This is a genomic window from Ruegeria sp. CDSC068 (assembly GCF_059610545.1).
This window is the reverse complement of record NZ_JBXWNV010000001.1, coordinates 838940-855722: the sequence shown is the minus strand read 5'-3', so window position 1 is coordinate 855722 and position 16783 is coordinate 838940. Positions and strand designations below refer to the sequence as shown.

Genomic DNA, 16783 nt, shown 5'->3' with positions numbered 1-16783 from the left:
CTTAGGGAACGCCCTGAACACTTTGCTTTGCGCACGCTGGCGAGTGGCATCAGGCAAGCAGACAGCACTGCCCAATAGAGGCGACGCTGATAATGGGAGGATGTCCATGCTGGGACAGATGATGACGCAGCCTTTGCTGATTTCGTCGCTGATTGATCACGCCGAACGCTATCATGGCCAGACCGAGATCTACTCGGTCGAAACCGATGGATCGGTCACCGAAACCACATGGGAGCAAGTGGCGCAAAACGCGCGAAAACTGGGATCAGCGCTGACCAAGCTGGGGTTGGAGCCGCAGGATCGAATTGGCACGTTGGCCTGGAACAACCGGCGACATCTGGAGATCTACTATGCCACCTCCGGCGCGGGCTTTGTGTGCCACACGGTGAACCCCCGGCTTTTCCCGGAACAGCTGACTTACATTATCAACCACGCCAAAGACCGGGTTCTGTTCTTTGATGCGACATTCATCCCTCTGGTCGCGGCCCTGCACGAACACCTGACCGAAGTGCGCCATTTCGTTTTGATGGGCCCACGGAATGAAGACGCCGTTGCTCAAATCCCTGGCGTCGCGTTCTATGATGACCTGATCGAAACTGGCGATGGCGATTTTCAGTGGCCGAGTTTCGATGAAAACACAGCGTCCAGCCTGTGTTACACCTCGGGCACGACGGGCAATCCCAAAGGCGTTCTGTATTCCCATCGTTCCACAGTCCTGCACAGTTTTGGATCGAACACGCGAGATGTCATAGGCTTTTCTGCTATGGATGTCGTGATGCCGGTGGTTCCAATGTTCCATGTCAACGCCTGGGGGTCGCCCTATGCCTGCGCCATGTCGGGTTCACGCATGGTGCTGCCCGGGCCGGGTCTACATGGCGAAGCACTGGTGAATCTAGTCGATACATATGGCGTGACGCTGGCAATGGGGGTTCCGACGATCTGGCAAGGCTTGCTGGCACATGCCGAGAAGTCAGGTAGCAAACTGGCCAGCTTGAACCGCACTGTGATTGGCGGTGCTGCATGCCCGCCCTCGATGATCGAAACTTTCCGCGAGACCTATGGTGTCGATACGGTTCACGCCTGGGGCATGAGCGAGATGAGTCCGCTGGGAAGCACGAACAACCCACTGGCCAAACATCTGGACCTTCCGCCTGAAGAACAACACAAGCTGCGCGAAAGCCAGGGTCGTCCGCCCTATGGGGTCGAGTTGAAAATCGTCGATGATGACGGCAATGATCTGCCGCATGACGGCGTTACGCAGGGCGATCTGCTGGTGCGCGGTCATTGGGTGTTGGACAGCTATTTCCAAATGCAGGATGAAGACCTACTGCAGGACGGATGGTTCGCGACCGGAGACGTGGCAACGCTGGACCCCGACGGGTACATGACTATCCGCGACCGGTCCAAGGACATCATCAAATCCGGGGGCGAGTGGATCAGCTCGGTCGAGTTGGAAAACATCGCCGTAGCCCACCCGCAACTTGCCACTGCAGCCGTTGTTGGTGTGCCGCATCCCAAATGGGACGAACGCCCCTTGTTGGTGGCTGTCAAAGCCGAAGGCGCGGACCCGAGTGAAGCGGAGTTGCTAGCTTTCTTCGACGGTAAAATCGCCAAGTGGCAGGTGCCCGATAAGGTAGTATTTGTGGATGCATTGCCACTGAACGCGACCGGCAAGGTCCTAAAGCGCAACCTGCGCGCAGACTTCGAGAGTGCCTTGATCGGCTAAGCGCCTGATATTGTTGGAAATGGCTCCGGCGGTAGGGATCGAACCTACGACCAATTGATTAACAGTCAACTGCTCTACCGCTGAGCTACGCCGGAACGGTTCGCGCCGTATAGCAACCTGTTTCTACGGCGTCCAGTGGGGGGCAGAATTTTTTTCGCTAAAATGACATCAATCCGAATAGTACCAAATTTGGCGCCGTATGAGGGTCTTGATATCAGGGGATTTTGGCTCCGGCGGTAGGGATCGAACCTACGACCAATTGATTAACAGTCAACTGCTCTACCGCTGAGCTACGCCGGAACTGAGGGGCGTATAACAACCCGTTTTTTGCCCGTCCAGAGGGGAACTGCATCAAACGGAAAAAAAGTTCTGCCTCTTCAGGCTGCCCTTGAAAACATGGCATCGACTGAAAGTGCGTCGGAAGTGTAAACTTGAGATTTACCATAAAGATCAACTAGATGTGCGAATACGTTGCGTTCAGCCGCGGGCAAAAGTGCGGCTGGCGTGTCGGTATAGACGCGTTCGGCAAGTTGGCGGGCGTTTCCGGGCTGCTCCTCCAGCGCCGCCAGTATCTGCGCTTCGCGGGACAGTCGGTGAGTGATCAGCCAGTCCAACCGTTCAGAAGGGGTGGTGATCGGCGCACCGTGACCCGCGTGAAACACGGCCCAATCCCCCGCACGCAACCTGTGGCAGGCTTGCATAAAGTCTGTCAGGTCCCCATCCGGTGGAGAAACCAGCGAGCTGGCCCATCCCATGACATGATCGGCAGTAAAGCAAACATCACCCCAGCCCAAAGCGATATGATTGCCCAAGTGACCAGGTGTATGGATGACCTCAAGCTGCCAGTCATCGCCTTCGATCATCTCTCCATCTGCCACCTCGAAATCCGGGCGGAACGCGGTGTCGATTCCTTCGCCACCTCCGGCCAGACCCTGCCGCGCCAGTTGTGTCATCACTGCGCTGCGTCCGGCCTGCGGTCCGCCAAAGGCTAGAATTGGCGCGCCGGTGCGTGCTGCCAATGGTGCCGCAAGCGGCGAGTGGTCCAGATGGCTGTGCGTGACGATAATATGGCTGATCCGCTGTCCGGGGCGCACCGCATCCAGAATCGCTTCAAGATGAGCATCGCTCAAAGGACCGGGATCAATGACCGCCAAATTACGTTCTCCCAAAAGGTACGTGTTCGTACCGCGATAGGTCATCGCGGACGGATTCGGGGCCAGTATCCGCCGCAGCCCGGGTTGTAAGTCGATCGCCAGACCGGGGGGCGGGTTGAAATCGTCAGGCGCCTGCATTCTGAGCTCTTTCTCTTGGCGGATCAGCCCGTTAGGTTTAGCGCATGTTCAGTCGATGGCTCAAACAATATATGCCGCGCAGCCTTTATGCCCGGGCCGCACTAATTCTGGTTCTTCCTGTTGTCGTGCTGCTGTTGGTGGTGGGGATTGCCTTTTTGCAAAAGCATCTCGAGGACGTCACCGCGCAGATGACCAAGACCGCCACGCGCGAAGTGACGTTGGTGCTGGAAACCATGAAAAAGGCCGAGACCCAACAGCAGGCGCTGGCAGCGATACGCCTGGATTTATCGGTTCTTGATATGAAAGCCCGTTTTGTTGACGGCGACGAAGACCCGATGACGGACAGGCGTCGGTGGTACGATTTTATCGCACCACAGGTCGAATCCCATTTGCGTGCGGGGCTGCCCGATCTGGCCGCCGTCGCTTTGCCTTCGGGTGATGAAGCTCGGTTGTACCTTGAAACCGATCTGGGGCTGCTTCAGCTGACGATAGATCGCCGCCGCCTGTCGCCCACGGCGCCGCATCAGTTGATTGTGACCATGATGTTCTTTGCCGTTGTGATGACGACGATCTCATTCCTCTATATGCGCAATCAGCTGCGGCCTATTACCCGCCTTTCTGACGCTGCGCAGGCCTTTGGTCGGGGCAGGGTGGTGCCATACACGCCAGGGGGCGCAATTGAAGTGCGCGCTGCTGGCAGTGCGTTTCTGGAAATGAGGGCTAGAATCGAGCGACAGATGGAACAGCGTACTATGATGCTGTCGGGTGTAAGCCACGACCTGAGAACACCGCTGACGCGCCTGAAGCTGGGACTTTCCATGTTGCCCGAGGATGAGGCGGCACCGCTGAAACAGGACGTGGACGAAATGCAATTGCTGCTGGATGCGTTCCTTGATTTCTCACGTGGTGTCGCCGAGGGGCCAGCCGAGGCGATCGAACCCGCAGTGTTGTTGCGTCAGATCGTCGAAGACGCGCGACGGGCAGGTCATCAGGCTGAATTGGTCTCAGTCGAAGGTGACGGCACGGCGATGCTGCGCCCCATGGCCATGCGCCGCGCGGTCGAGAACCTGATTGGCAATGCGGTGCGATACGGCAACCGCGCCGAGGTCAGCTTGTCCCTGACGCCCAAAACCACGCGCATCCGGGTCGAAGATGACGGACCAGGCATTCCGGTAGAGCAGCGCACTGAGGCTGTAAAACCGTTCTCGCGTCTTGATCCTGCACGCAACCAGAATCAGGGCAGTGGCGTTGGTCTTGGGTTGGCGATTGTTGCGGATATTGCCCGCGCACATGGCGGTGTTCTGCGGCTTGGTAAAAGTGAAAGGCTGGGCGGTCTTTGCGCAGATATCATTGTTGGGCGATGATTTTGGTAGGACCGGAATTCATGATTTATGTCGCAGCCACAAGCGGCGCGTAAGATTTTTCTTTGGTCTAAAGCACCGATCACCCCGTACAACCTTTAGAATGGGAGGAAGTCATGACCAATAGTTTCGACGTAAAATCATCGTGGGTATCGGTAATGGATGAAACGAAAAACCCACTAAAAAAATACTCGCTATCCACAGCACACATGCTGATGCAGATGTTGGCATGGATGTGGAGCGCAATCTTCTCGCTGATGGTTGGTAGCTATTTTGTTTTCGGTGTAACCGCATTGGGCCATTTGCTGCTGATCGGCGGGTTGTTTGTCACCTTGGCAGTTTTCCAAAAGGCTGAAGCGACAGATCCTGAAGCGTAAAGTTACCTCCTCATATTAGACCGAACGGCTTTACCCGGGGTTTTTTGGTCCAATTCTTGACCCGCTCCGTATCGCCTTCACTACCCCAACTGCCGCCCGCGTTGTTTGTAACGGTTTCCCTCCGAACAACGCGGGTTTTTTGGAGCGGGAACGAGTGGCTACCCTGGTGTTTAACGGGGTGTAACTCCCCCATTAGACTTGAGGCGCATTTCTATCGTAACGTTACAGAACGTCTTTTGCGGCATAGGTTTAGGTATGGACAACACTGTATTGTATTTCTTGGTTGGTATATTTGTCGTTGGGCTCCTGACGCTTGGATATTACTCAAAAAGCAGTGGTGCATTAATCTCGATTGTCATCATAGTCGGCGTTTTGGGTGCGATGGTTGGATACTTTGGTGGATACTTCGGAGAACCTCCAAAGTAGGTAGGGACTTCAATTGGAGGTTTGCCGGTGCGCTTTGTCTTTGAAAGCTCTTTACAATCAAAAAACGGCACAAAAAAAACCAGCTTCGCGGTCCGAGTGAGCGGAGGGGTCGCGAAGCCGGTCAATTTCCTCCTACTGGGTGCGGGTCGGAGGCTGGGATGCACATGTATGGGACGTGCAAGATCATAAAAACATGAATTTTCAAGTTTCACTAAATGGAAATGGGATAGCCAAAAACCCATTCGAATAGGTGATATATCCAAAAGTATAGTATGCGGATGTGTCATTTCTCTTGAATGTACCAAATGGCACTTCCGCTTGAGCGGGGACTCCGAACTCTAGGGGTTTGAATAAGGTTCAGAGTTACTGGGCAATCCTGCAGATTTAGAAGAATGCATCTTATGTTTGGGCAGGACAGTAGAAACACCATGCATCGCTGGTCTGGCAAGCATCTGAAACTGATAACAATGTACAAGTAGACGGTGGTAGGCCCGGCAGGACTTGAACCCGCAACCAAAGCGTTATGAGCGCTCTGCTCTAACCAATTGAGCTACAGGCCCGCCTGAGCGCTTTGAGTACCATGGTGAACGGCCGCGTCAAGCCTGACCGTTGCAACAAGTCGCACAATCGACTAACCCGCGCGGGAACCATTCATAAGGGGCTGGCCATGACCACGGGCAAGAACGGAATCACCTATGCCGATGCAGGCGTTGATATTGATGCGGGGAATGCCCTAGTCGACCGGATCAAGCCGGCCGCAAAACGAACCAACCGCTCGGGTGTGATGAGCGGGCTGGGCGGCTTTGGCGCTCTGTTCGATCTAAAGGATGCCGGATATCAGGACCCGATTCTGGTTGGAGCCACCGATGGGGTGGGCACCAAGCTGCGCATTGCCATTGATACCGGTGTTGTCGACGGTGTGGGCATCGACCTTGTGGCCATGTGCGTCAATGACCTGATCTGTCAGGGTGCTGAGCCGCTGTTTTTCCTGGATTACTTTGCGACCGGCAAACTGGATACCGACACAGCCGCGCGGATCATCGAAGGCATTGCTGAAGGCTGTGTCCAATCCGGATGCGCTTTGATCGGCGGTGAAACTGCTGAAATGCCCGGCATGTACCCGGATGGTGATTTCGATTTGGCCGGGTTCTCGGTCGGCGCGATGGAGCGTGGTGCGCATCTGCCGGCCGGCGTTCAGGACGGCGACGTGCTTTTGGGGCTGGCGTCGAACGGTGTGCATTCCAACGGCTACTCGCTGGTTCGGAAACTTGTCGAAATTTCGGGCCTGGACTGGGATGCAGCATCCCCGTTCAGCGACGGTTCTCTGGGTGAGGCGCTGCTGACCCCAACGCGTCTGTATGTTAAACCTGCGTTGCAGGCGATCCGGGCAGGGGGCGTTCATGCACTAGCTCATATCACTGGCGGTGGCCTGACCGAAAACCTGCCGCGCGTGTTGCCCGAGGGGTTGGGCGCCGAGATTGACCTGAATGCATGGGACTTGCCGCCTTTATTTCGCTGGATGGCGGAAACCGGTGGAATCGTCGAGGCCGAGATGCTGAAAACCTTCAACTGCGGCATTGGCATGATCGTCGCATGTGACGCGGATCGCGCGGATGATCTGGCGGGGTTACTGGCCGACGCGGGCGAAACGGTTGCGCGGATCGGCACTGTGACCGGGACAGCGGGCATGGCCTATTCGGGCACCCTGTTGTGAGCCACAAACGCGTCGCAATTCTGATCTCTGGTGGGGGGTCGAACATGGTGTCGCTGGTCGACAGCATGACCGGCGATCACCCTGCGCGGCCCAGCCTGGTTCTGTCCAATGATGCGAACGCGGGTGGGCTGACAAAGGCGGCAGAGCGTGGCATTCCAACCGCGTCGGTGGATCACAGACCGTTCAAGGGTGACCGCGCCGCGTTTGAGGCCGAGTTGCTGAAACCGCTGGAAGAGGCGCAACCCGATATCGTTTGCCTTGCAGGGTTCATGCGCGTTCTGACCGGTGATTTCGTTTCGCGCTTTCAGGGGCGGATGCTGAATATCCACCCTTCGCTTCTGCCGAAATACAAGGGTCTCAATACCCACGCGCGCGCTATTGAAGCCGGGGATGCCGAACATGGATGTTCGGTCCACGAAGTCACCGCAGCTTTGGATGACGGACCGATCCTTGGGCAGGCGCGGGTGAATATTGAACCGCGTGATACGCCCGAGGGATTGGCCGCCCGGGTGCTGGTGTGGGAACACAAACTCTACCCTACAGTGTTGCGCCGTTACGCCAGTGGGGATCGGACTCCGGTGTTGCTGCCCTGAACGTCTCAGGATGATTTACACCCGCGTCAAATTCATCCTATGGTCCGCAATACGGCTGGGTACGGAATGAAACTGATAATCGGCCGCACAGAACAAGAGCAAGAACAGCACCGCGCATGAAAACCCTGACGACGACGCAAGAGCTGGCCGATTTCTGCAAGGCCGCGGCGGAATATGACTATGTCACCGTAGATACCGAGTTTCTGCGCGAACGGACTTACTATTCAAAACTCTGTTTGGTGCAGCTTGCGGTTCCATCTGATGATGAAGGCAGTGCCGTTCTGGTGGACCCATTGGCCGATGGCCTGTCATTGGATCCGCTTTATGAGCTGTTTCGTGATGAAAGCGTGGTCAAAGTGTTTCACGCCGCGCGGCAGGATCTTGAGATTTTCTGGGTCGAGGCGTCCGTGTTCCCGCAACCTCTGTTCGACACCCAGGTCGCCGCGATGGTCTGCGGCTTTGGTGAGCAGGTGGGCTACGAGACTTTGGTGCGTAAAATCTGCAAGGAAGGCGTCGACAAAACCTCGCGTTTTACCGATTGGTCACGTCGGCCGCTGACAGATGCGCAAAAGACCTATGCCTTGGCAGATGTCACGCATTTGCGGCAGATATACGAATATCTGGCGGCCCAGTTGAACAAGTCGCAGCGCAGCCATTGGGTATCCGAAGAGTTGCGCACACTGACCCAGCCCGGAACCTACGATATCCGTCCCGAAGATGCATGGAAGCGGGTAAAAACCCGGACGAATTCGGCCAAGTTCCTGGCCGTCGTGCGCGAGTTGGCGCAGTTCCGCGAGGCCTATGCGCAGGAGAACAACGTCCCGCGCAGCCGTGTGTTCAAGGATGACGCCCTGATCGAGCTTGCCTCAACCAAGCCCAAATCTCCATCGGACCTTGGTGGTTCTCGCCTGCTGCTGCGCGAGGCGCGCAAAGGCGCGATTGCCGATGGTATTCTGGCGGCGGTGAAACGCGGGGTAAACTGCCCTGCCGATCAAATGCCGCGCGTCGATAACAGCCGTGACAAGCTAAAGATCAACCCGGCGCTTGCCGATCTGCTGCGCGTGTTGCTCAAGTCCAAAACCGAAAGCTCAGGCGTGGCGGCGAAGCTGATCGCAACAAGTTCCGAACTGGACCAATTGGCTGCGGGCGAGCGCAAGCTGCCTTCAATGTCAGGCTGGCGATTTGAGGTGTTTGGCGAAGATGCCCTGAAACTGTGTGACGGCAAGATCGCTCTGGCCGCCAAGGGGCAATCCGTACAAGTCGTGTCGCTTTAGCGACCGTTAGCGCCGCCGGGATTCCAATGTGTTCTGTTCGCCGCGAACGCGAACCAGACGGATGTTTCGCAGCTCGGCTCGGCCAACCGTAGTGGCATCATTGACCTCACGCGATCTTTCGGAGCCCAGATTGGTTGCGTAGCTTGGGTAGCTGACTTCGAACGTGTATTCCAGAATGCCGTTCTTTTCGTTCTCTTCGCTTTCCACGCGTACAAGGCGCGCATTGTAAGCCCCCTGTCTTGAGGCGGTACCTTTGACATAGATGATTGCCCCAGTTGGTGTGGGGTCGATGCGTAGCTCATCTACCTTGGTTATGGCAAAGCCGATCACTTCCTTCTCAGGTCGCGAAAACAGGCCCGGGCCGTCACGCCCTTCGGGCACCAGAGCATCGGCTTCGTTTACGGATACTTCAGTAGGGGCAGGTGTACTGGACCCGAACCAATTGGTCGGATTCACGCGCGACTCGCTCCAGCCGCTGCAGGCCGCCAGTGCCAGAGTGCTGACCAATAGAAGAGGTGTTGATTTTTTCATGGTCCCAAAGCCCAGAGAAGTATTTTCAGCAATGGGTTATCGTAAATTCCAAAGATTGAAAACCCACACCGGGGCTGGACAGGTGCCCAACAGAGGCATAGGTCACAAATGTGATCGCAACAAAAAGGACCGCTGCGAAATGGCAACGCCCGCCTTTGAGGAAATCGTCGAGGATTTTGAGTTTCTGGATGACTGGGAAGACCGGTATCGCCACGTCATCGATCAGGGCAAGGCGATGGAGCCGCTGGATGATGCGCTCAAAGTGCCGGCCACCAAGGTGCATGGTTGTGCCAGTCAGGTGTGGCTGCACCCCATGATCGACGGCGGTGTTTTCCGGTTCGACGGCGACAGCGACGCGTTGATCGTGCGCGGGCTGATTGCGGTGCTTCGGTCTTTGTATAATGGCTTGCCTGTTGGCGAAGTTCCAAAGGTCGACGCGGGCGGTGAGTTGGCGCGCCTTGGCCTGAATGATCACCTGTCCGCACAGCGGTCAAATGGTTTGCGGTCAATGATTGAGCGTATCCGCGAAGTCGCGCAAGAGAACGCCTGACGTTCAGGCCGTCGGCTTGCGGGTGGCCCACTCGGTCAGAGTTGTCTCAAGATCGCCATAGCCGGTGAAGCGTCGTTCAAACGTCAAGCCCATGCGTTCGGCGCATTCCTGTGCGCGGGCCGTCAGGTCCGGGTCGTCTGTTTGGGCTTGATAGACAAGCTTGGTATAGTTCCCGAAATACATGTCCCGCAGCTGGGGGTGGCGGTCCAGACCCAGCGGCTTCCACACAAAGGCGTCAAACTGACGGGCCAGAAAATCTGTCAGATAAAAGGCCGTCGTTTCATCATCGCCATGGTCTTCAAAGGCTTGATTTCCTTCGAAAAAGGAATAGCAGTGCGGGCCTTTGATCATCTCAATGCCCATCTCTTCGCAAGCCTTCTGCAACAACCCTCCGGTGCCACAGTCGGCATAGACGACGAAGATCTGATCAAAGTTACCGCGGTGCTTGGCAACAGCTTCTTCGACAGCCTGCGTAATCCGTTCGGGGTGGACGTGCAGTATGGCGGGCAGGCAAGTCAGGGTCATATGATCCCAGCCATTGCGTTTTTTTAGATGCAGGATTTCGCGCGCCAACGCACCGCATGCCAATAGCAGTATGCCGCCTTGCCGAGTGTCTTCGGTATAGCCTTTTGTCGTCAGGCTTGCGTCATCCGGTGTGGTGTTCTGCTGCATCGTCAATTCCCTGAAGGATTGCAGCATCAAAGAATGAATGCCGGATCAAGGCAAGCCCGCTTCCGACATCCCGTGTCAGGCCACCGACGCACGCGTTTCAAAAGACTGAAGCGATGGGCGGGCAGGGGGACCATAGGCGGTGATCCCGTGACTGGTGAGTTCCGGAAATAGCGACAGGATCTCTTGCCGTGTTTCATGCTCAAAACTGTTCCACGCCTGGATTCCGGGGTGAAAGCTCTCGCTCAGGCACCCTTCGCCCCAGATCAGTTCGTGCTGATCGAACATTAGGTGATAATAGGTCACAAGACCGCCGGGCTTCATCACGATATCGCGGCCATTCACCAAATGCTTGGCAGGCACCAGCGCCTCAGCGTGGCCCGTATGCAGCTCGACCCGCCAGTCGCTGATCAGCATCCTGTGCTGTTGCGAGACCAAGAGATCGCGATCATTGCCAAGCGCACCCGCCCTGATCAGCACAGGCGTGAACACGCCTGCGGCACGCGCGGTCTGAGAGCCAATCCAACGCAGTGTTTGCAGCCCATGATCCAGCGTCGGAATTTTGTCACCCACGCGCAAATTCTCGACCTCGACCAAACCACGTTCCGTTTTGATCAGAGTGCCGGTTGCGAAACATCTGGCGATGTCCCAGGATTCACGGTCGGCGTTCAAACCCGTAGTTGTGGCGGTGTTTATACTGTTGAGCGTTAGTGACCTGATGCCCGCAAATTCCAATGCGGCCTGATCGCTGTTGGCTGAGAATTCTGGAACCAGAAAAGTGTTCCCGAGCGTGTCTTGCGCGATGACTGCCGTTATGTCTGCCGTTGTGCCGTCGACATACGTAATTGTCGCATTGTAGGCGACAGCTGCATCGAAAGTGGTCGCAGCGCCATCAATTGCAAAAAAATCCACGTCAGAGTTGGCGTTGTTTTCGTAGGTTCCACCAGGGTTTCCTACCGGTGTCCAAACGACAGCGTCGTCAAGTAATGGATCACCCGGACCACCAAAAGTTTGTCCAACCAAAGCGCCCGCGTTTTCAGCGGTGTTGTTACCCTCAGTCGGGTCGATGATTGCAAGATTACCAAGAAAAATAGCATTGAATGTCGTCGGCATTCCGTACCCCAAAAACTCTTTAACCAAACCCGCGTAACAAACTGGGCCTTAACTACAGGCTTAATTTGTCCAAATTTCCATGAGTAGCAAGCCCAAAAACGAAAAAAGCCGCCCTTTAAAGGGCGGCCTTGATCATTTCCCTGTGAGCAGGATCAGCCGGCAAGCTGGTTGTGCTTGCGCGAAACAAAGTCTTTGGCCGTTTCCACCGCCACAGCGGCGTCACGGCAATAGGCGTCTGCGCCGATGGCCTTGCCGAATTCCTCGTTCAGAGGGGCACCGCCAACCAGTACGATGTAATCTTCACGCCGTCCCTGTTCGATTAGCGTGTCGATGACCACTTTCATGTAGGGCATAGTTGTGGTCAGCAGGGCCGACATGCCCAAAATGTCTGGCTGTTCGGAATCCAGTGCTTCCAGATAGTTTTCGACCGGGTTGTTGATGCCAATATCCACGACCTCAAAACCGGCTCCTTCCATCATCATCGACACCAGATTTTTGCCGATATCATGGATGTCGCCTTTGACGGTGCCGATCACCATCTTGCCGACCCGCGGCGCGCCGGTTTCGGCCAGCAGCGGCTTGAGGATCGTCATCCCACCTTTCATCGCGTTGGCCGCCAGCAAAACCTCCGGCACGAACAGGATGCCGTCGCGGAAATCGTGGCCCACGATGGTCATGCCACCGACCAATGCTTTGGTCAGGATGTCATATGGCGTCCATCCGCGTTCAAGCAGGATGTTCACACCTTCTTCGATCTCTTCTTTCAGGCCGTCATAAAGATCGTCGAACATCTGCTCGACAAGTTCGTCGTCGTTGAGTTCGGACAGGACGATGTCTTCTTCATCGGACATGGGGCATTTCCCTGTGCTGGGCGGGCCATCGGCCCGTGGTGGCATTTTTTCCGTTTTGGCCATTTCGTCGCAGTTAGACTGTTACGATTGCGACCTTGGCAGTTCCGGGACCGACCTATACGTCAAATTGTTTGCGATCACGATGGAATTATCTGCAACAACATCCTGCAATCTGTTCACAACCGGGGAAAAACCGGTCGTCCAGGATCGGGGGCGAATAGGGCGGTTCGCGCAGTTTTCCTTGTCGCATGGCGATTCAGGGTCTATTGATTCATGAGCAAGAACATAACGGGAACAAATATGCCTGCACTCAACATAAGGGCCCGCGGCGTGGCCAGCAATGAATCAGGCAGATTCGAACGCTTTGCGACCGAGGCCTGTGACGATGGCTGGGAGATGGAAGAAGAACTTCCCCAGCTCAGAACCGAGGTCCGAGAAGAGGTAGCGCGCAGTGTGGTCACCTACAACCGATCGCCCGATCTGCCGTTCGACCGCTCGATTAACCCGTATCGCGGGTGCGAGCATGGGTGCGTGTACTGTTTTGCCCGCCCGACACATGCCTATCTGGGATTGTCGCCGGGATTGGATTTTGAAACCCGGCTGATTGCACGGCCAAACGCGGCAGAGGTCCTTAGGAAAGAACTGTCCTCAGCCCGGTACAAAGTGGCGACCATTGCGATGGGAACAAACACCGACCCGTATCAGCCGATCGAAAAATACCACCAAATCACACGGGCTTGCCTGCAGGTCTTGCAAGAGTTCCAGCACCCGGTCGCAATCGTGACCAAAGGTGCGTTGATCGAGCGGGACTTGGATATCCTTACCCCTATGGCGCAACTTGGGTTGGTTCGGGTCGGCATTTCGTTGACAACTTTGGACCCAGGCTTGTCTCGACGGATGGAACCACGCGCGCCATCCCCTGTAAGACGGCAGGCGACGATCCGACGGTTGACCGATGCAGGAGTGCCGGTACGCGTCATGACATCGCCTTTGATACCGGGTCTGACGGATCACGAATTGGAATCCATGCTGGAAGCCGGGCGAGACGCGGGCGCTGATTCCGCAACTTGGATCATGCTGCGCCTTCCGGGCGAAGTCTCTGAGCTGTGGCAATCCTGGCTGCATCAGCATGAGCCGGCTCGAGCTGAAAAGGTCATGTCCAAACTGCGCGAAATGCACGGCGGTCGTGGCTACGACCCGCGTTGGGGGCACCGCATGCGGGGGGAGGGTGAGTATGCCGGGCTGGTGGCCAAGCGCTTCAAGCTCGCGGTCAAACGTTTGGGGTTGGCCACAAAAACACCGCCGCTACGATGTGATCTGTTTTCCAGGCCCGCGCAGGCCGGGGATCAACTGACACTATTCTAAAACAAAAAAAAACGCCCCGGACACGGGTCCGAGGCGTTTCGAAATTGTAACCGGCTATCAGCGGTTTTCGATGTCCACATAATCGCGGGTCGTTTCGCCCAGATACAGCTGACGCGGACGACCGATTTTGTTCTGTGGATCTGCGATCATCTCTTTCCATTGGCTGACCCAGCCAACGGTGCGCGACAGCGCGAAGATCGGCGTGAACATTGAAGTGGGGAAACCCATCGCCTCGAGGATGATGCCCGAGTAGAAGTCCACGTTCGGGAACAGTTTTTTCTCGGCGAAATACGGATCTTCCAGCGCCTGCTTTTCCAATGCTTTGGCAACCTGCAGCTTCGGATTGTTCTCGACGCCAAGCAGTTCCAGCACTTCGTCGGCTGATTGCTTCATCACAGTCGCGCGCGGGTCGAAGTTCTTGTAGACGCGGTGGCCAAAGCCCATCAGGCGGAACGGGTCGTTCTTGTCCTTGGCGCGGTCGATGTATTCCGGAATACGATCGACGGAACCGATCTCTTCCAACATCTCCAAACAGGCCTGGTTTGCGCCACCATGGGCAGGGCCCCAAAGGCAAGCCACACCCGCCGCGATACACGCAAACGGGTTTGCGCCCGAGGATGACGCCAGACGCACGGTCGAGGTCGACGCATTCTGCTCGTGATCTGCGTGCAGCGTCAGAATCCGGTCCATCGCGCGGCTGAGGATCGGGTTCACCTCATATTCTTCAGCGGGAACGGCAAAGCACATGCGTAGGAAGTTGGACGCGTAGTCCAGATCGTTGCGCGGATAAACGAAGGGCTGGCCGATGTGATACTTATAGGCCCATGCGGCGATCGTCGGCATCTTGGCGATCAGACGGTGCGAAGCGACCTCGCGCTGATGCGGATCAGATACGTCGGTTGAGTCGTGATAGAACGCCGACATTGCGCCAACGACACCCACCATAATCGCCATCGGATGCGCATCCCGACGGAAGCCGCGATAGAAGTACTGCATCTGTTCGTGCAGCATGGTGTGGCGCGTGATGGTGGTTTCGAACTGCTCTAGATCTTTGGCTTGCGGCAGCTCTCCGTACAGCAGCAGATAGCAAACTTCTAGGAAATGCGATTTTCCGGCCAGCTGGTCGATCGGATAGCCACGGTGCAGCAGCTCGCCTTTTTCGCCGTCAATATAGGTAATGGTGCTGTCACAGCTTGCGGTCGACGTAAAACCGGGGTCGTAGGTGAACACTCCGGCATCGCTGTACAGTTTACGGATGTCGATGACGTCAGGTCCAGCGGTCGGAGAATGAACCGGCAACTCGTACGTTTCACCATGGACTGTCAGAGTGGCTGTTTTATTGCTGTCGGTCATAGTGTCCCTTCCTCATTCTTACGCATGTCGAATCGCTGTCCGACCTTGCGGGCAACGGCTGCGCGCGGGCGCGCAGTCCGGGTGTTAGCGGAGCAGCGTTACCCAAATATGAAGATTGGGTTTACGTCGCTGCGTCAGAAAGCCGGGCCAGGGTTTCTTCCTTCCCCAGCACAAGCATCATGTCAAAAACTGAAGGCGTCACTGCCCGACCTGCCAACACAGCCCGCAACGGACCCGCCAGTTTGCCGAACTTAACCTCTTTCGCTTCTGCAAACGAATTTAGGGTTTGCTCCAGTTCGTTTCGCGTCCAGCTAGCATTTTGCACGTGCGGCGTCAATTCACTCAGTATACCATCGGATACTGAGGTCAGCGCTTTTGCAGCCTTTTCATCGGGGTCAATTGGCCGAGATGTCAACACAAAGTGAGCTTTTTCAAGAAGTTCCGGGAACATCCGCGCGCGATCCTTGAGGCAATACATCGCACGTTCCAGATCACCGGATTGTGTTTCCGTGAGGTTAGGTAAATTTGCCGCTGCCAGATAGGCTTCGATCTCTTGCCGCAACGCAGCATCATCCGCGATGGCGATATGCTGCCCGCACAGGTTTTCCAGTTTTTTCAGGTCGAAACGGGCAGGGCTTTTGCCGATTCCGTCAAGATCGAACCACTCTTTGGCCTGTGCGTCCGTAAAGAATTCATCATCACCGTGGCTCCAACCCAGACGCGCCAAATAGTTGCGCATACCTGCGGCTGGATAGCCCATGGCCTGATATTCCTGCGCGCCCAAAGCACCGTGGCGTTTGGACAGCTTTTTACCATCCGGCCCGTGGATCAGGGGGATATGCGCCCAGACAGGTACGTCCCAGCCCATAGCCTCATAAATCATCATCTGCCGCGCGGCGTTGTTCAGGTGGTCGTCGCCACGGATCACATGGGTCACACCCATGTCGTGGTCATCTACCACGACCGCCAGCATATAGACCGGCGTCCCATCAGACCGCAGCAGGATCATGTCGTCCAACTGATCGTTGCGAATGGTCACGTCACCCTGAACCTGATCGCGGATTACCGTCGTGCCGTCCTGAGGCGCCTTGATGCGGATCGCAAACGGAGCGTCCGGATGGGAGGACGCGTCGGCATCGCGCCAAGGGCTGCGGAACAGGGTCGATTTCCCCTCGGCCCGTGCTTGTTCGCGGAAGGTCGAGATCTCTTCCTGCGTTGAAAAGCACCTGTACGCCTTGCCCTCAGCCAGCAACTGATGCGCTACCTCGGCGTGACGTTCGGCACCCTCGAATTGACTAATTACATCGCCGTCGTGATCAAGACCCAGCCACTCCATCCCTTGCAGGATTGCAGCCGTTGCTTCGGGGGTCGAACGTTCACGGTCGGTGTCCTCGATCCGCAACAGGAACTTGCCGCCGCGGCCGCGGGCATAAAGCCAATTGAACAGCGCCGTACGGGCCCCGCCGATATGCAGGAAACCGGTTGGGGACGGGGCGAAACGAGTGACGACCTGATCGGACATTGTGTGGATTAACCTTTTGGTAACCGTGTCGGGCATAGATTGGCGCCTGTCTAACGAGCCGGAAGG

Annotated in this window: 15 protein-coding genes and 3 tRNA genes; 8 read left to right on the top strand and 10 right to left on the bottom strand. The window is 56.3% G+C overall.

Annotated features, from left to right (window positions below; all coding sequences use genetic code 11):
- The first annotated feature begins 106 nt into the window (after positions 1-106).
- The gene (locus AC2FID_RS04155; RefSeq protein ID WP_496754199.1) at positions 107-1726 is read left to right on the top strand and encodes a long-chain-fatty-acid--CoA ligase; all 1620 of its coding nucleotides are present in this window, start codon (positions 107-109) and stop codon (positions 1724-1726) included.
- Between the two features lie 20 nt (positions 1727-1746).
- On the opposite strand, the gene AC2FID_RS04150 is transcribed toward AC2FID_RS04155, so the two are convergent.
- The 3 genes from AC2FID_RS04150 to AC2FID_RS04140 all read right to left on the bottom strand — a co-directional run bounded on the left by AC2FID_RS04150 (position 1747) and on the right by AC2FID_RS04140 (position 3018).
- A tRNA-Asn gene (locus tag AC2FID_RS04150) sits at positions 1747-1821 on the bottom strand.
- A 130-nt stretch (positions 1822-1951) separates the two neighbouring features.
- A tRNA-Asn gene (locus AC2FID_RS04145) sits at positions 1952-2026 on the bottom strand.
- Positions 2027-2103: 77 nt separating this feature from the next.
- Positions 2104-3018: an MBL fold metallo-hydrolase gene (locus AC2FID_RS04140; RefSeq protein WP_496835511.1), complete on the bottom strand. Its 915-nt coding sequence runs from the start codon at positions 3016-3018 to the stop codon at positions 2104-2106.
- Between the two features lie 44 nt (positions 3019-3062).
- Between AC2FID_RS04140 and AC2FID_RS04135 the strand changes: the two genes are divergently transcribed.
- Together AC2FID_RS04135 and AC2FID_RS04130 are read left to right on the top strand one after the other, a co-directional pair.
- Positions 3063-4382, top strand: coding sequence for an ATP-binding protein (locus AC2FID_RS04135; protein ID WP_282118343.1), 1320 nt, complete (start codon positions 3063-3065; stop codon positions 4380-4382).
- Positions 4383-4495: 113 nt separating this feature from the next.
- Positions 4496-4756 carry a hypothetical protein gene (locus AC2FID_RS04130; RefSeq protein ID WP_058271760.1) on the top strand — a complete coding sequence of 87 codons (261 nt, stop codon included), beginning with the start codon at positions 4496-4498 and terminating at the stop codon, positions 4754-4756.
- Positions 4757-5665: 909 nt separating this feature from the next.
- Here AC2FID_RS04130 and AC2FID_RS04125 read toward each other — a convergent pair.
- Positions 5666-5742: transfer RNA gene (locus AC2FID_RS04125), tRNA-Ile, on the bottom strand.
- Between the two features lie 107 nt (positions 5743-5849).
- On the opposite strand from AC2FID_RS04125, the gene purM reads away from it, so the two are divergent.
- The 3 genes from purM to rnd all read left to right on the top strand — a co-directional run bounded on the left by purM (position 5850) and on the right by rnd (position 8763).
- Positions 5850-6896, top strand: a complete 1047-nt coding sequence (gene purM, locus AC2FID_RS04120; protein WP_496835510.1) for a phosphoribosylformylglycinamidine cyclo-ligase — start codon at positions 5850-5852, stop codon at positions 6894-6896.
- A complete protein-coding gene (purN, locus tag AC2FID_RS04115; RefSeq protein WP_282118345.1) occupies positions 6893-7489 on the top strand; it encodes a phosphoribosylglycinamide formyltransferase in 597 nt (198 codons plus the stop codon). The genes purM and purN overlap by 4 nt, the downstream gene beginning before the upstream one ends.
- Before the next feature lie 116 nt (positions 7490-7605).
- Positions 7606-8763: a ribonuclease D gene (gene rnd / locus AC2FID_RS04110; protein ID WP_472723854.1), complete on the top strand. Its 1158-nt coding sequence runs from the start codon at positions 7606-7608 to the stop codon at positions 8761-8763.
- A gap of 6 nt (positions 8764-8769) precedes the next feature.
- On the opposite strand, the gene AC2FID_RS04105 is transcribed toward rnd, so the two are convergent.
- On the bottom strand, positions 8770-9294 hold the full coding sequence (locus AC2FID_RS04105) for a hypothetical protein (RefSeq protein ID WP_109311805.1): 525 nt from the start codon (positions 9292-9294) through the stop codon (positions 8770-8772).
- A 139-nt stretch (positions 9295-9433) separates the two neighbouring features.
- Here AC2FID_RS04105 and AC2FID_RS04100 point away from each other — a divergent pair, with 139 nt between their 5' ends.
- The gene (locus AC2FID_RS04100) at positions 9434-9844 is read left to right on the top strand and encodes a SufE family protein (RefSeq protein ID WP_058271928.1); all 411 of its coding nucleotides are present in this window, start codon (positions 9434-9436) and stop codon (positions 9842-9844) included.
- Positions 9845-9847: 3 nt separating this feature from the next.
- Here AC2FID_RS04100 and AC2FID_RS04095 read toward each other — a convergent pair whose 3' ends face one another.
- The 3 genes from AC2FID_RS04095 to AC2FID_RS04085 all read right to left on the bottom strand — a co-directional run bounded on the left by AC2FID_RS04095 (position 9848) and on the right by AC2FID_RS04085 (position 12477).
- Positions 9848-10516 carry a DUF1638 domain-containing protein gene (locus tag AC2FID_RS04095; protein WP_058278208.1) on the bottom strand — a complete coding sequence of 223 codons (669 nt, stop codon included), beginning with the start codon at positions 10514-10516 and terminating at the stop codon, positions 9848-9850.
- Between the two features lie 75 nt (positions 10517-10591).
- Positions 10592-11626 carry a Hint domain-containing protein gene (locus AC2FID_RS04090; protein ID WP_496695620.1) on the bottom strand — a complete coding sequence of 345 codons (1035 nt, stop codon included), beginning with the start codon at positions 11624-11626 and terminating at the stop codon, positions 10592-10594.
- A 152-nt stretch (positions 11627-11778) separates the two neighbouring features.
- Positions 11779-12477 (bottom strand): corrinoid protein, encoded by a 699-nt coding sequence (locus AC2FID_RS04085; RefSeq protein WP_058271755.1) that lies wholly within the window; start codon positions 12475-12477, stop codon positions 11779-11781.
- A gap of 300 nt (positions 12478-12777) precedes the next feature.
- Between AC2FID_RS04085 and AC2FID_RS04080 the strand changes: the two genes are divergently transcribed.
- Positions 12778-13842: a PA0069 family radical SAM protein gene (locus AC2FID_RS04080; protein WP_496835509.1), complete on the top strand. Its 1065-nt coding sequence runs from the start codon at positions 12778-12780 to the stop codon at positions 13840-13842.
- Positions 13843-13899: 57 nt separating this feature from the next.
- On the opposite strand, the gene gltA is transcribed toward AC2FID_RS04080, so the two are convergent.
- Together gltA and gltX are read right to left on the bottom strand one after the other, a co-directional pair.
- Complete coding sequence (gene gltA, locus AC2FID_RS04075) at positions 13900-15195, bottom strand: citrate synthase (protein ID WP_109311809.1); 1296 nt, start codon at positions 15193-15195, stop codon at positions 13900-13902.
- A gap of 121 nt (positions 15196-15316) precedes the next feature.
- Positions 15317-16717 (bottom strand): glutamate--tRNA ligase, encoded by a 1401-nt coding sequence (gene gltX, locus AC2FID_RS04070; protein ID WP_496835642.1) that lies wholly within the window; start codon positions 16715-16717, stop codon positions 15317-15319.
- Positions 16718-16783 lie beyond the last annotated feature (66 nt).

What these genes read in the sequence shown, in the direction of transcription:
- gltA (WP_109311809.1), bottom strand. Translation starts at nt 15,195, where the DNA reads ATGACCGACAGCAATAAAACAGCCACTCTGACAGTCCATGGTGAAACG.
- AC2FID_RS04085 (WP_058271755.1), bottom strand. Translation starts at nt 12,477, where the DNA reads ATGTCCGATGAAGAAGACATCGTCCTGTCCGAACTCAACGACGACGAA.
- AC2FID_RS04105 (WP_109311805.1), bottom strand. Translation starts at nt 9,294, where the DNA reads ATGAAAAAATCAACACCTCTTCTATTGGTCAGCACTCTGGCACTGGCG.
- AC2FID_RS04090 (WP_496695620.1), bottom strand. Translation starts at nt 11,626, where the DNA reads ATGCCGACGACATTCAATGCTATTTTTCTTGGTAATCTTGCAATCATC.
- AC2FID_RS04140 (WP_496835511.1), bottom strand. Translation starts at nt 3,018, where the DNA reads ATGCAGGCGCCTGACGATTTCAACCCGCCCCCCGGTCTGGCGATCGAC.
- AC2FID_RS04130 (WP_058271760.1), top strand. Translation starts at nt 4,496, where the DNA reads ATGACCAATAGTTTCGACGTAAAATCATCGTGGGTATCGGTAATGGAT.
- AC2FID_RS04100 (WP_058271928.1), top strand. Translation starts at nt 9,434, where the DNA reads ATGGCAACGCCCGCCTTTGAGGAAATCGTCGAGGATTTTGAGTTTCTG.
- AC2FID_RS04155 (WP_496754199.1), top strand. Translation starts at nt 107, where the DNA reads ATGCTGGGACAGATGATGACGCAGCCTTTGCTGATTTCGTCGCTGATT.
- AC2FID_RS04095 (WP_058278208.1), bottom strand. Translation starts at nt 10,516, where the DNA reads ATGCAGCAGAACACCACACCGGATGACGCAAGCCTGACGACAAAAGGC.
- AC2FID_RS04080 (WP_496835509.1), top strand. Translation starts at nt 12,778, where the DNA reads ATGCCTGCACTCAACATAAGGGCCCGCGGCGTGGCCAGCAATGAATCA.
- gltX (WP_496835642.1), bottom strand. Translation starts at nt 16,717, where the DNA reads ATGTCCGATCAGGTCGTCACTCGTTTCGCCCCGTCCCCAACCGGTTTC.
- AC2FID_RS04135 (WP_282118343.1), top strand. Translation starts at nt 3,063, where the DNA reads ATGTTCAGTCGATGGCTCAAACAATATATGCCGCGCAGCCTTTATGCC.
- purM (WP_496835510.1), top strand. Translation starts at nt 5,850, where the DNA reads ATGACCACGGGCAAGAACGGAATCACCTATGCCGATGCAGGCGTTGAT.
- rnd (WP_472723854.1), top strand. Translation starts at nt 7,606, where the DNA reads ATGAAAACCCTGACGACGACGCAAGAGCTGGCCGATTTCTGCAAGGCC.